The sequence below is a fragment of the Allgaiera indica genome (genome assembly GCF_900106675.1).
GTDB classification, from domain to species: Bacteria; Pseudomonadota; Alphaproteobacteria; order Rhodobacterales; family Rhodobacteraceae; genus Acidimangrovimonas; species Acidimangrovimonas indica.
Genome location: NZ_FNOB01000027.1, coordinates 12,604 through 25,074, shown reverse-complemented (window position 1 = coordinate 25,074; position 12,471 = coordinate 12,604). Strand labels below are relative to the sequence as shown.

Genomic DNA, 12,471 nt, shown 5'->3' with positions numbered 1-12,471 from the left:
TCCAACGCTAGGCCCAGCGCTAGCCCGGGGCGCCCGCCCTCGCCTAGAACTGCGACCGGCGCAGCAGCAGGCGGGCGATGATGCTGACGATCAGCACGAAGAGCGTGACCAGAAGCGCCGCGGCATAGGCCAGGGCATTGGCGGCCGCGAAGGGTTCGTTGATGAAGGTCCAGATCGCATAGGTCAGATAGCCGATCGGCGAATGGGTCAGGCGTCCGTCCCACATGTAGTTCGACCAACCCGCCGTATACAGCAGGGGCGCCGTCTCGCCGACCGAGATCGCCAGCGCCAGCAGGATCCCGGTCAGCACCGCGGGGCCCGCCGCGGGCAGGATGATGCGCAAGATCACGCGCCGCTCTCCCGCGCCCAGGGCATAGGCGGCCTCGCGCAGTTCATCGGGCACCTGGCGCAGGGCCATCTCGGTCGTGCGGCAGATATAGGGCAGGCAGAACACCGCCAGCGCGATCGACCCGGCGGCGACCGAAAAATGCCAGCCCAGCCCCTCGACCAAGGTGACGTAGCCCACATAGCCCACCACGATCGACGGCACGCCGACCAGCACATCCGACAGGAAGCGGATGATCTGCGCCCAGCGCCTGTGGCGGAATTCGGCGCAGTAGATCCCGGCAGACAGACCCACCGGCACCGCCAGGATCAGCGTGCCCACCGCCAGCACCGCCGTGCCCTCGATCGCGTTCAGCAACCCGCCGCCACTGCCCTGTGTCACGGTGGTGAACAACGACAATGACAACGACGACATGCCCCGCACAAGAACGAAGCCCAGGATCCACACGATCGACCCGGCCAGAACTCCGAAGGCCGCCGCGGCGCCTGCCCAGCCCAGCCAGGAAAATGCCCGGCGCGAAAGCAGCATTGGCCGGGCCCGCGTGATGCCCGTCGCCGCCCCGGCGCGGGTCATGGGCGCGCGCCCTGCTGCCCGGCCCAGACCCGCATCATCAGCCGCGCCAGCGCATTCACAGCCACTGACGAGATCGCCAAAATCAACGCGATCTCGGCCAGCGAGCGCACGGCCAGGGCGGTCGGGTCCTGCAACGCACTGTCCAGTTGCGAGACGATGAACGAGGCCATGGTCGAGATCGGCGCATAGATGTTGCGCGGCAGGTAGTTCAGCGCGTTGCCGCTGACCATCAGCACCGCCATGGTCTCTCCCATCGCGCGGCCCAGCGCCAGGATCGAGGCGCCGATCAGCACCTTGCGGGTGTTGGGCAGCAGGATGCGCCAGACGGTCTCGAAGCGGGTGGCGCCGATGCCGGCGCCGGCCTCGCGCAGTTGCTGCGGCTGGCTGACCATGGCGTCGCGCAGCGTCGAGGCGATCAGCGGCACGATCATCATCGCCAGCACCAGCCCGGCACTGAACAGACCATAGCCGCTGCCGACCGGCCCGGCGAAGATCGGGATCGGGCCCAGCAGCCATGCCAGCAGGGGAAACAGGTGGTGGCCCAGGAACGGGATCAGCACGACATAGCCCCACAGCCCGAAGACGACGCTGGGGATTGCCGCCAGCATCTCGACGAACAGCGACAGCGCGTCGCGCAACGCGCCGCCAAGCGCCTCGGACAGGAAGATCGCCGCGCCCACCCCCAGCGGAATGGCAACGATCAGCGCGATGGCCGAGGACAGGAACGTGCCGGCGATCAGGAACAGGATCCCGTATTGCGCGCCGGGCAGGACCGATACGCCATGCACGGTGACCGGGTCCGAATAAAGATTGCCCAGGTTCCATTTGTCGCGCAACGCAAAGCCCCAGCCGTTGAAGCGGATCGCCGGCCAGGCGTAGATCACGAGAAAGCCGATGATGCCGACCAGGCTGGCGGGAAGCGCGCCGGCGACCAGGGCAAGGCTGCGTCTGAACATCTGTCTCCTCGGGGCGTTCGGTTCGGGGGCTGCGGAAACGGCAAGATCGGCACGGGCTTGTGGGCCCGCGCCGATCTGTGGTTCGGCGATCACGCCTTGGCCCGCGAGCCGATCAGCTGATCTTCTTCACCTGGGCCCGGCTGAGGCGGGTGATCGCCTTGGGCAGCGGCACGAAACCCACGGCCTTCATGAAATGCGGCGCGTTCCCGCCCGAGGGGCTGAGCGCCCAGTCGAAGAACCGCTTCAGCGCCGCGGCATCCTGCGCCGAGGGCTGGCGCGCCTTCACGATCGCATATTCGTAGTTGATGATCGGGTAGGAATTCTTGCCGGGGGCGAAGATCAGGCTGATGCGTTCATCCGTCGGCGTCTTCGAGGCGGTGGCCTTGACGGCGGCCTGAACGGTCATGGGATCGGGCAGCACGAAATGACCGCTGCGGTTGCCCAGCTTGGCCTCTCCCAGCTTGGCCGCGTCGGTGGCCTGCTTGTAGCTGATGCCGATATAGGCGACCGAATAGGGCGTGTTCTTCACGGCGTTCACCATGCCGGGGTTGCCCTCGGCGCCGATGCCTCCCTGCACGGCGGGCCAGCTTACCGTGGTGCCATAGGCTACCTTGTCCTTCCACGCCGGCGTGCTGAACGACAGATACTGGGTGAAGATGAAGGTATCGCCGCTGCCGTCGGTGCGGTGCACCGGCACGATGGCGTGGTCGGGCAGCTTGACGCCCGGGTTCAGCTTGGCAATCTTGGGGTCATCCCACTTGGTGATCTTGCCGTCGTAGATCCCCGCCAGCACCGGACCGCTCAGGTTGATATGGTCGTGGTTCAGCCCCGGCAGGTTGTAGTTCACCATCTGCGACGAGATCGCCAGCGGGATGTTCAGCATGCCGGGATGCTGCTTCATCTGCGCGTTGCTGAGATAGGCGTCCGAAGCCCCGATCTGCGCGATCCCCGAGATCGACTCGGAAATCCCGGTGCCCGAGCCGGTGCTTTGGGTGGTGATCTTCAGCTCCGGGTGATGCTTGGCATAGGCCGGCACCCAGAGATTGAAAAGCGGATAGAGCAGGCTGGAGCCCGTCTCGAGGATATCGGTCTGCTTGGCCAGCGCCGGCCCGGCGACCAGTCCGCCCAGCGCGATGGCGGCGGCCAGCATTGTGCCCTTCGTCGCAGTGGCGATGATCTGGCTGTTTCCCTCGGTCGATGTCACGTCGTCCTCCTTGGCATAATGCCCGCATCGGTAATCACGATTTGCCCGCCGGACGGAGGTGCGCGAACTCGCCCCCGTCGCGGACTGCGAAAGGCTAGGGCCCGGCGCGTGACAGTGGGGTGACAAGGGCCTTCACGCCCGATGCACAAGACGCAGATCGCAGCGTGATCGCGCGTGAAACAAGGGCGGTCCGGCCAAGCCAAGCCCCCGCTCCCTGCGCGTCTTCGTTCTCTGTTCATCGTCGGCACGGGCGCGGGCGCACGCCTGGCCGACGGGCAGGCCCCCGCGTCCCGCATCTTGCGCCGCCCGCCGCAAGCGATCCCCTGCGGCCGGGATGCCCCGGCGCCTCTGACGCACCGGGCGGCGGGGTGAGGCCGCGCTTCAGGTCCTCGCGCGGCTTGCGATCGTGCTTCACCGCGCTGCTACTGCCGGACGCGCAGCGGCATCTGCGTCCACGGATGTCGCTTGGCGCGCCGGCAATTCCCACGAAGCGTACAGAAAGCCGCGCCTCGGCATCCGATCCCGGGCAACGACAGACCGACGCGGCAAGAGACGGCACCCGGCATCGCCGCTTGCGCCCGCATCGAGAGATATCGCACCGTCTTCCCTCTACCTCCGCATGCGCTGGCGTGCATGACAAGTCGGTCCGCGCGTATCCCATCTGGGCCGCCTTCCGGCGTAACGGTCAAAACGCTCTGCCGTTACGCCGGCAGAGCGGCGCGCAGCGCCCGATGAGGCGACCGGGCGTTAAGATTGGCTTAAGCTTGGCAGGCGAAAGGATCGGTCATGACGCACCACCATTTTCTCCGTCTTGCACGACTTGCGCTGCTTTGGCTGCTTCTGGCCACGCCGCTTGCCGCCCAATCGCCGATCAATTTCCTCAGCAGCGGCAGCGCCCGGCCATTGCTGCCCGGCGAGGCCTTCGCGGTGACCACGCAGCGCGAACCCGACGGCAGCCTGAAGGTCCATCTCGGCGTCGCCAAGGGCTATCACCTTTACCGCGACCGGCTGAAGGCGACGACTGCCTCGGGCACACCTTTGCAAGTGGAAAGCCCGCCCGGGGTGATCGACGACGATCCCAATTTCGGCCGCGTCGAGATCTGGCGCAAGCCGGTCACCGCCAGGGTGTTGTCACAAGGTGGCGCGGTGATCCTGACCTGGCAGGGCTGCGAAGAAGCGGGCGTGTGCTACCCGCCCCAGTCCCGCACGATCCCGGCAATGGCCGGCTTCGCGCAGGATACCCCGCCCGGGCCGTTGACAGGACAGACGGCGGCCCAGGGGACGGGCCAGCCGGGCGGGCAGACGACCGGCCAGACGGCGGGCCAGACAGGGGCGCAGACGCCCGCGGCGGCGGCCACGCAGACCGCGACGCCCGGCGCCTCTGGCGCGGCGGCGATCCCGGCCACCGCGCCGGCGGCGCCGGCGCCGGCTCTGACGCTCGACTCTCAGAGCGGCCTTGTGACCGGCCTGATGGCGCGGGGCGGCGCCACCTTGGTGATCCTCGCCTTCTTCGGCTTCGGCATATTGCTGGCCTTCACGCCCTGCGTGTTGCCGATGGTGCCGGTGGTGATGGGCATGCTTGCGGCGCGCGGAACCAAGCTGACCCCAGGGCGCGGCGCGGCATTGACCGGCGCCTATGTTCTGGCCGTTGCGCTGGCCTTCGCGGCGCTTGGGCTGGTCGCCGCCTGGTCTGGAAGCAACCTTCAGGTCGCGCTGCAGACGCCTGCGGTGATCTGGTCCGTCGCCGCGCTTTTCGTGCTGCTGGCGCTAGGCGCCTTCGGCCTGTTCGAGCTGCGCATGCCCGATGCGATCGCGCGGCGCCTGTCAGGCCCGGCGCGCGGCCGCGGCACGCTGCCGGGCGCCTTCGGGCTGGGGCTGACCTCGGCGTTGGTCATCGGACCCTGCGTGACCGCACCACTGGCCGGGGCGCTGCTGTACATCGCGCAGACCGGCGATGCGGCGTTCGGAGCGGCGGCGCTGTTTGCGCTGGGGCTTGGCCAGGGGGTGCCGCTGATGGCGGTCGGGATTTTCGGGTCGGCGATTTTGCCGCGGCTGGGGCCGTGGATGACGCGGATACGCGAGGTCTTCGGCTTCGTCTTCCTCGGAATGGCGATCTGGATCGCCGGGCGCGTGCTGCCGGGCCCGACCGTGCTGGCGCTTTGGGCGGTTCTGCTGATCGTCGCCGGGGTCTTTCTGGGCGCGCTGGACCGGTTGCCGCCGCGCTCGGGGCCCGCCCGCAAGCTAAGCACCGCCGCAGGCCTGGTCGTGCTGCTGCTGGGGGCGCTGCAGGGGATCGGCGCGGCCTCGGGATCGGCGGACGGCTGGCAGCCCCTGGCGCGGCTGGTGGGCACAGGATCCGCGGCGGGCGCGGCCACTGCCCCGGGGGCCGCGTCGGCAAGCACCGAGGCGGCCGCCCGCATGGTGGAGCCAAGCGTCTCTTCCCCGGACGAGTTGCGCCAGGCGCTGGCGCGGGTGAAGGGACCGGCACTGGTTTATGTGACCGCCGATTGGTGTACTTCCTGCCAAGAGATCGAGCACAAGGTGCTGCCTCAGCCCGCCGTGCAGGCGGCCCTGCGGCAAGTGACCTCGATCAAGGTCGACGTGACCCGCTTCGGCCCTGACGACCAAGCCCTGCTGAACCAGCTGGGCGCGGTCGGCCCGCCCACATATGTGTTCCTTGACGCGGGCCACAAGGAGGTGCCCGGCACCCGGCTGGTGGGCGAGTTCGGAGCCGCGCAGCTTATCGCCTCGCTGAACAAGACGGCGCGATGACGGGCATATCGCTTGGCCCCTTTGTGCTGGCTGGCGGGCGGCTGGCCGCGCTGATCGCGCTTGCGGCCTTCCTGCTGGCGATCGAGGGCATCGGCTGGTGGCGCCGCCGCCGGGGCACCGGCGGGGCCGATGGGTTCGGGCGCTGGCCGACGCTTGTGGTGCTGGGCTGGATCCTGGGCGCCAGGGCCGGCTATGTCGTGGCGAACTGGCCCGCCTTCGCGGCCGCCCCGGCCGACATCGTCAAGCTTTGGCAGGGCGGGTTTTCCACCCAGACCGGGCTGACGGCCGCAATCCTGACCATCGCCGCCGCCGCCTTCCTACGTCCGCGCGCGCTGCTGCCGCTGGCGGTCTCGGCAGCCGTCGCGGGGTTGGCCTCGGGCGCCACGATGCTGGTCCTGAGCGCGCCGCAGCCGGTCACCGCCACCACCCTTGCCCCCGGTCCCTTCGCCGCGCTCGACGGCCACAGCGCGCCGCTGGCCGATCCGCCGGGACGACCAGTGGTCGTGAACCTGTGGGCCAGCTGGTGCGGCCCCTGCCGGCGCGAGATGCCGATGCTGCAGCAGATCGCGGCGCAGACCCCCGGCGTCGAGTTCCGCTTCGTCAACCAGGGCGAAAGCCCCGCCACCATCCAGCGGTTCCTGACGCAGGAACATCTTTCGGGCGCCGATGTCAGGCTGGACCCCCGGCGTAGCCTGATGGTGCGATACCTCAGCCTCGGCCTGCCCGCGACGCTGTTCTTCCGCGCCGACGGCACCCTTGTTCAGGGCTCGATCGGGGAAATCTCTCGCGCCGAGACACTGCGCCAGATCAGGATCCTGGAAACCGCAGCCAACAACGACTGAGCCCCGGGGGCGCCGCCGCCCCTTCGCCGGGACCCAAGGATGAAACCAAGATGAAGGAACCGACCATGATCAACCGCCGCAGCTTTCTGACCACGACCGGCCTTGGCGCCGGCGCCCTTCTGGTGCTTCCCACCCGCAGCCGGGCCGAGACCTTGACCGCAGACGCGATCTTCCGGGATCCCGACCAGCCGGTCCTGGGCAATCCCGACGGCGACATCACCATCGCCGAGTTCTTCGATTACCAATGCCCCTTCTGCAAGAAGGACCACCCGATCGTCGAAAGCTTCGTCAAGCGCGACGGCAAGATCCGGCTGGTGATGAAGGATTGGCCGATCTTCGGGCCGCCCTCGCTTTACGCCAGCCAGCTGGTGTTGGGGGCCTCGACCTTCGGCGGCTACCGCAAGGGGCTTGAGGCATTGATGGACACCCCCGGGCGCCTGACCGACGACGAGATCGACAAGCTGCTGACCGATGCGGGCGTCGACTTGGCCAAGGCCAAGGCCGCCTACAATGCGGAAAAGACCCGCTGGGACGGGTTGCTGGCCCGCACTTCCGGTCAGGCCACAGCCCTTGGGCTGCGCGGCACGCCGGCCTTCGTCATCGGCCATGTGATCTATTCCGGCCTGATGGACGACGACGCGCTGACCAAGGCCGTGGCCAAGGCCCGGGCCTGAGGCCATCCCGGGCCCGCCCCCCGGGCCCGAAGGTGACAGCGCCCCCGGTCCGGTATACCACTTTTCCGAATCCGCTTGCGGAAAAGGGGGGGGCAATGGCTGCGCAGAAGATCGGGGTTATCGGGCTCGGCTCGATGGGGTTGGGGATCGCGCGATCCCTCTTGCGCGCGGGGCATCGGGTCTGGGGGCATGATCTGAATCCGGCGCAGGTGGTGCGGCTGCGCGACGAGGGCGCCGAGGCGGAAACCCCGCGCCAGGCCGCGGCCAGGCTGGACGCGCTGGTCAGCGTGGTGCTGAACGCGGCCCAGACCGAAGCTATCCTGTTCGGCCCCGAGGGCATTGCGCCGCATCTGCCGAAGGGGACGGTGGTGCTGTCTTGCGCGACCGTGCCGCCGGATTTCGCGCGCGACATGGCGCGCCGCTGCGCCGATCTGGGCTTGCACTACCTCGACGCGCCGATCTCGGGCGGGGCGGTGAAGGCCGCGGCGGGGGAGCTGACGATCATGGCCTCGGGCCCCGGGGCGGCCTTCGACGCCGCCGAGCCGGTGCTGAAGGCGATCGCGGCCTCGGTGTTCCGGTTGGGCGAGGCGGCGGGCGCCGGGTCGGCGATGAAGGCGGTGAACCAGATGCTTGCCGGCATCCATATCGCCGCCATGGCCGAGGCACTGACCTTCGGCCTGACGCAGGGCGTCGCGCCCGAAACCTTCCTTGCGGTGATCTCGAAAAGCGCGGGCACCAGCTGGATGCTGGAAAACCGCGCCCCGCATGTGATCGCGGGCGATTACACGCCGCGCAGCAGCATCGACATCTGGCCCAAGGATCTGGGCATCGTGCTGGATATCGCCAGGGCCGCCGGCTTCCCCGCCCCGATCACCGAGGCCGCCCTGGCGCGGTTTCAGGACGCCGCGGCCCAGGGCCTGGGCGCCGAGGACGACGCGGCGGTGGTCAAGGTCTACGCCCGCGCCGCCGGCCTGGCCTTGCCGGGAGAAGACGCATGACCCCGCTTCTGGGCGCGATCGCCGACGATTTCACCGGGGCAACCGACCTGGCCGGCCTGTTGGCGCGCAGCGGTGCGCGCGTGACGCTGCGCATCGGCGTGCCCGACGCACCCGATCCCGACCCCGCCCCCTTCGAGGTGATCGCGCTGAAAATCCGCACCCTCCCTGCCGATCAGGCGGTCGCGTCGGCGCGCGCGGCGCTGGGCTGGCTGCGCGCGGCCGGGGCGCGGCGGTTCTTCTGGAAATACTGCTCTACCTTCGATTCCACGCCGCGCGGCAATATCGGCCCGGTGGCCGAGGCGCTGATGACGGAACTGGGCGCGGCGCAGACGATCTATTGCCCGGCCTTCCCCGAAAACGGGCGGGCGGTCTTCATGGGAAATCTCTTCGTCGGCCGCCAGCCGCTGGCGGAAAGCCCGATGAAGGATCATCCGCTGACGCCGATGCGCGATTCGAACCTGATGCGCCTGCTCGCGCCGCAGGTGCGCAGCAAGGTCGGGCTGGCCGACCGGCTGACGGTGGCGCGAGGCCCCGAAGCGCTGCGGGCGGAACTGGATCGGCTGGCCGGCGAAGGCATCGCCCATGTGATCGTCGATGCGGTGGCCGACGCCGATTTGCAGGTGATCGCCCGCGCCTGCCAGGACTTGCCGCTGATCACCGGCGGCTCGGCGCTGGCCATGCCACTGGCCGGGCTTTACGCGGCCACGGGGCGGCCGAAGGCGGGCGCGGGGGCCGCAGCGCCGCCCGCGCCTGGTCCTGGCGCGGTGGTGCTGTCGGGAAGCTGTTCGGCCATGACGCGGGCACAGGTAGCGGCCTACGAGGCCAGCGGCCGCCCTGCCCTGCGGCTCGATCCGGTGAAGCTGGCCCTGGAAGGCGTGGGCGCCGCGCTGGGCTGGCTTTCCACCCAGGATCTGTCCGCCGCGCCGCTGATCTATGCCACGGCCGAGCCCGAGGCGGTGCGTGCCGCGCAGGACAGGCTGGGCATCGAACGCGCCGGCGCGGTGGTCGAGGCGGCGCTGGCCACCCTGGCCGTGGCCGCCCGCGACCGGGGCGCGCGCCGCTTCGTCGTCGCCGGCGGCGAGACCGCGGGCGCGGTGACCAGTGCGCTGGGGGTCAGCCGGCTTGACATCGGGGCCGAGATCGCCCCGGGCGTGCCCTGGTGTTATGCCCACTCGGGCGGGGTGGCGGTCGCCTTGGCGCTGAAGTCGGGGAATTTCGGGCAACAGGATTTCTTCGCCCACGCCCTTTCGATGCTGGAGGTTTCATGAGCGACGACACCCGCCTGGCCGAGACGATCTGTACCCTGGCACGTTCGCTGTTCGACCGGGGGCTGACGCATGGCTCTACCGGCAACATCTCGGCCCGCACGTCGGATGGCGGGCTTCTGGTCACGCCGACGGGCAGTGCCTTTGGCCGGCTGGATCCGGCACGGCTGGCGCGGTTCGACGCGAAAGGCAGACATATCGGTGGCGACAGGCCGACGAAGGAAATGCCGCTTCATTCGGCCTTCTACGAAACCCGAGGCACCACCGGCGCCGTGGTGCATCTGCATTCGTGCCACGCCGTCGCCTGGTCGATGATGCCCGAGGCCGACTCAGAGGATTTCCTGCCACCCCTGACCCCCTATGCGATCATGCTGCTGGGCCGGGTAAAGCTGCTACCCTTCTTCCTGCCCGGCGACCCGGGCATGGCCGACGCAGTGCGCGGCCTCGCCGGCGAGCGCTGCGCGGTGATGCTGGCCAACCACGGCCCGGTGGTCGCCGGCCGCGACGTGGAAGCGGCCTGCAACGCGATAGAGGAACTCGAAGCCACCGCCAGGCTTGCGCTGCTGACCCGCGGCCAGGGCGCCCGGATGCTGGAGGCCGCCCAGATCCGCGCCGTGGTCGACAAATTCGACATCCCTTGGGAGGACTGAACGCGCCACGCGCCGCGTGGAGTTGACAGCGCCAGCCCGCGCGCCCATCGTCTGGTATACCATTTGGCGCGCAGCGGGCGCGCCCCGCAACCAAGGAACCACCGATGGAATTGCCGAAGAACCGTTTCAAGCAGGCCCTCGCCGAGGGCCGCCAGCAGCTAGGCACCTGGAGCGCGATTCGCGACCCGGCGGCGATCGAGATGCTGGCGGGTTGCGGCTTCGACTGGATCACGCTCGATTGTGAACACGCACCCAATGATCTGGACCGGATCCTTTCGCTTCTGCAGGCGATGGCGCCCTATGACTGCGCCCCGGTGGTACGCCCCAGCTGCCTGAACGCGGCCGAGATCAAGCGCCTGCTGGACATCGGCGCGCAGAACATCCTGGTGCCCTATGTGCAAAACGCGGACGAGGCCCGCGCCGCCGCCGCCGCGGTCGCCTATCCGCCCGAGGGCATCCGCGGCGTCGCCGGCATCACGCGCGCCAGCCGCTTCGGCACGGTGCCCGATTACATGACCCGCGCGCGCGCCGAGATCTGCCTGATCGTGCAGATCGAGACCCGTACCGCGCTGGACAATCTCGAGGAAATCGCCGCGGTCCCGGGGATCGACGCGCTGTTCATCGGCCCCGCCGACCTGGCCGCGTGCCTAGGCCATTCCGGCGACCAGCGTCACCCGCAGGTGCGCACGGCGATCACTGACGCAATCATGCGCATCTGCCGCGCCGGCAAGCCGGCGGGGTTCCTTTCAGTCGATGACGAAGCACTGGCGGAGGTGGTCGCCGCTGGATCGACTTTCACCGCGATCGACATCGACATCATGATGCTGCAACGCACCGCAAAGGCCCGCCTGGCCACACTTGCACATCTGCGGGGCTAAGCCCCCCTGCGCCTTCCAATGGGCTAGGTCATGGTACTGGGCCGCGCACTGACTGGCCGATGGAGAGTTGGTCACGGAGACGGTCACGGGGCGCAGTGACGCCGAGACCCAAGCGACGGACGCGGGTGCCCAAGGCTTGGGTCGCACCGAAAGACGTGAAGATCCGGCCCCGGCGGGTTGGCGAGCTGATTCGCGCGATACTGGACGACAAGCCAACCACGAAAACGCGCTCTGACCGCAATGACCGAGGCCGTGGCATGGATGGCCGGCGCTTTGTCTTCCGGTGAGAAATACAATTCTCTCAACCATTTGTAATACTTCGGAAAGTTTTGCTCGGCGATGCTTGACACGTCTTGCGAAGAAAGCGATAAGCGCGGCGGTGTCGGCGTGGCTTCCGTGTCGGCCCCGCTGCGGATCTTTGGCGCTTCGCCGTTACCTCAAGGATTCGCGTCAACCGCCACCAGAGCGGATGGAGCCCGGGTAGCTCAGGGGTAGAGCAGTGGATTGAAAATCCTCGTGTCGGTGGTTCGATTCCGCCCCCGGGCACCACAAAATCCCCACCTCATACGCTATAAAGGCCCGTGAATTAAGGAAACTCCTTGTTTCACGGGCCTTTTTGCGTTGACACAAAGCCCAGAGTCCCGCAACATTTCCCGCAACACTCGGTTTTGTTCTGGGGCTCCCATGTTGTCGATCGAGGCGCACCGCGCCGCCCTGCATACTGCCGCGCCGCCCGTCGCCAACATCAACCGCGCCCCCCATCTGCGACGCCGTCCGATTCTCGATACTGCCGCCCCGGCTGTCGTTGGTTACATTCTGTTTACTTTTTTCATATTCTCTCCCCTATGGGCGTTGGTTGCGAGTTTCTGCCGCTGGTTGTTCTGACCTCGTCCCCGCTGCCGGGCGAGCAAGCGAAGGTGTGGTTAGATGCGAAAGCGCTTAGTTGTGATCTTTCTCGCCGCGGCGTCGATCACCGCCGTCGCCCTTATCGCGTCCAATGGGCAATCCAAGCGCGTCGTCTACCTCAAGACCCGGTCCTCCAACCGCCTCCTGATTTACACCGCCCCAACGGATGCGGACGCGGCTGCAATCCTCGGGCGCTCCCCCTGGACGTCCGGTCGCCTTACCACCGCGTATTTCTACAGCCCCGCCGAGGTCGGCCCAGCCGCCCGCGCCGTCAACGGTGCGGCCCGCAACATTGTGGCGGTAGCTGCCGACGTCGAGTCGGCCGCCCCTGGTTATTCCTGCCGGCTCACAATCAACCCCAAGGGGGCACGGGCACTCTCCGGTCCCTGCGCCAAGAGGTAGGTTGA

General features: G+C 68.4%; 12 protein-coding genes and 1 tRNA gene. 10 read left to right on the top strand and 3 right to left on the bottom strand.

Annotated elements, in window-relative coordinates:
* Nucleotides 1-43: 43 nt before the first annotated feature.
* The 3 genes from pstA to pstS all read right to left on the bottom strand — a co-directional run bounded on the left by pstA (nucleotide 44) and on the right by pstS (nucleotide 3,079).
* Nucleotides 44-919, bottom strand: coding sequence for a phosphate ABC transporter permease PstA (pstA, locus tag BLV97_RS17790; RefSeq protein ID WP_035839933.1), 876 nt, complete (start codon nucleotides 917-919; stop codon nucleotides 44-46).
* Nucleotides 916-1,875, bottom strand: coding sequence for a phosphate ABC transporter permease subunit PstC (pstC, locus tag BLV97_RS17785; protein ID WP_035839932.1), 960 nt, complete (start codon nucleotides 1,873-1,875; stop codon nucleotides 916-918). Before pstC ends, pstA begins: the two co-directional genes overlap by 4 nt.
* Before the next feature lie 112 nt (nucleotides 1,876-1,987).
* On the bottom strand, nucleotides 1,988-3,079 hold the full coding sequence (gene pstS, locus BLV97_RS17780; protein ID WP_035839931.1) for a phosphate ABC transporter substrate-binding protein PstS: 1,092 nt from the start codon (nucleotides 3,077-3,079) through the stop codon (nucleotides 1,988-1,990).
* A gap of 786 nt (nucleotides 3,080-3,865) precedes the next feature.
* Between pstS and dsbD the strand changes: the two genes are divergently transcribed.
* The 10 genes from dsbD to BLV97_RS17735 all read left to right on the top strand — a co-directional run bounded on the left by dsbD (nucleotide 3,866) and on the right by BLV97_RS17735 (nucleotide 12,466).
* Nucleotides 3,866-5,851 (top strand): protein-disulfide reductase DsbD, encoded by a 1,986-nt coding sequence (dsbD, locus tag BLV97_RS17775; protein WP_035839928.1) that lies wholly within the window; start codon nucleotides 3,866-3,868, stop codon nucleotides 5,849-5,851.
* Entirely contained in the window at nucleotides 5,848-6,693 is an 846-nt protein-coding gene (locus tag BLV97_RS17770; RefSeq protein WP_051645916.1) for a TlpA family protein disulfide reductase, read from the top strand. Before dsbD ends, BLV97_RS17770 begins: the two co-directional genes overlap by 4 nt.
* A 50-nt stretch (nucleotides 6,694-6,743) precedes the next feature.
* The gene (locus tag BLV97_RS17765; RefSeq protein ID WP_143037578.1) at nucleotides 6,744-7,367 is read left to right on the top strand and encodes a DsbA family protein; all 624 of its coding nucleotides are present in this window, start codon (nucleotides 6,744-6,746) and stop codon (nucleotides 7,365-7,367) included.
* A gap of 32 nt (nucleotides 7,368-7,399) precedes the next feature.
* Nucleotides 7,400-8,365 carry an L-threonate dehydrogenase gene (gene ltnD / locus BLV97_RS17760; RefSeq protein ID WP_280138220.1) on the top strand — a complete coding sequence of 322 codons (966 nt, stop codon included), beginning with the start codon at nucleotides 7,400-7,402 and terminating at the stop codon, nucleotides 8,363-8,365.
* Nucleotides 8,362-9,633, top strand: coding sequence for a 3-oxo-tetronate kinase (gene otnK, locus BLV97_RS17755; RefSeq protein ID WP_035839923.1), 1,272 nt, complete (start codon nucleotides 8,362-8,364; stop codon nucleotides 9,631-9,633). The genes ltnD and otnK overlap by 4 nt, the downstream gene beginning before the upstream one ends.
* Complete coding sequence (gene otnC / locus BLV97_RS17750; protein WP_035839921.1) at nucleotides 9,630-10,280, top strand: 3-oxo-tetronate 4-phosphate decarboxylase; 651 nt, start codon at nucleotides 9,630-9,632, stop codon at nucleotides 10,278-10,280. The genes otnK and otnC overlap by 4 nt, the downstream gene beginning before the upstream one ends.
* A 104-nt stretch (nucleotides 10,281-10,384) precedes the next feature.
* Complete coding sequence (locus tag BLV97_RS17745; protein ID WP_035839918.1) at nucleotides 10,385-11,158, top strand: HpcH/HpaI aldolase family protein; 774 nt, start codon at nucleotides 10,385-10,387, stop codon at nucleotides 11,156-11,158.
* Between the two features lie 474 nt (nucleotides 11,159-11,632).
* A tRNA-Phe gene (locus BLV97_RS17740) sits at nucleotides 11,633-11,707 on the top strand.
* 135 nt (nucleotides 11,708-11,842) lie between these two features.
* Complete coding sequence (locus tag BLV97_RS20920) at nucleotides 11,843-12,043, top strand: hypothetical protein (RefSeq protein ID WP_143037577.1); 201 nt, start codon at nucleotides 11,843-11,845, stop codon at nucleotides 12,041-12,043.
* Between the two features lie 42 nt (nucleotides 12,044-12,085).
* Nucleotides 12,086-12,466 carry a hypothetical protein gene (locus BLV97_RS17735; RefSeq protein WP_035839915.1) on the top strand — a complete coding sequence of 127 codons (381 nt, stop codon included), beginning with the start codon at nucleotides 12,086-12,088 and terminating at the stop codon, nucleotides 12,464-12,466.
* Nucleotides 12,467-12,471: the final 5 nt, after the last annotated feature.

Bases quoted from the DNA above. Each gene is read 5' to 3' on its own strand.
- pstC (WP_035839932.1), bottom strand. From the start codon at position 1,875: ATGTTCAGACGCAGCCTTGCCCTGGTCGCCGGCGCGCTTCCCGCCAGC.
- BLV97_RS17735 (WP_035839915.1), top strand. From the start codon at position 12,086: ATGCGAAAGCGCTTAGTTGTGATCTTTCTCGCCGCGGCGTCGATCACC.
- otnC (WP_035839921.1), top strand. From the start codon at position 9,630: ATGAGCGACGACACCCGCCTGGCCGAGACGATCTGTACCCTGGCACGT.
- otnK (WP_035839923.1), top strand. From the start codon at position 8,362: ATGACCCCGCTTCTGGGCGCGATCGCCGACGATTTCACCGGGGCAACC.
- BLV97_RS17770 (WP_051645916.1), top strand. From the start codon at position 5,848: ATGACGGGCATATCGCTTGGCCCCTTTGTGCTGGCTGGCGGGCGGCTG.
- BLV97_RS17745 (WP_035839918.1), top strand. From the start codon at position 10,385: ATGGAATTGCCGAAGAACCGTTTCAAGCAGGCCCTCGCCGAGGGCCGC.
- BLV97_RS17765 (WP_143037578.1), top strand. From the start codon at position 6,744: ATGAAGGAACCGACCATGATCAACCGCCGCAGCTTTCTGACCACGACC.
- dsbD (WP_035839928.1), top strand. From the start codon at position 3,866: ATGACGCACCACCATTTTCTCCGTCTTGCACGACTTGCGCTGCTTTGG.
- pstA (WP_035839933.1), bottom strand. From the start codon at position 919: ATGACCCGCGCCGGGGCGGCGACGGGCATCACGCGGGCCCGGCCAATG.
- BLV97_RS20920 (WP_143037577.1), top strand. From the start codon at position 11,843: ATGTTGTCGATCGAGGCGCACCGCGCCGCCCTGCATACTGCCGCGCCG.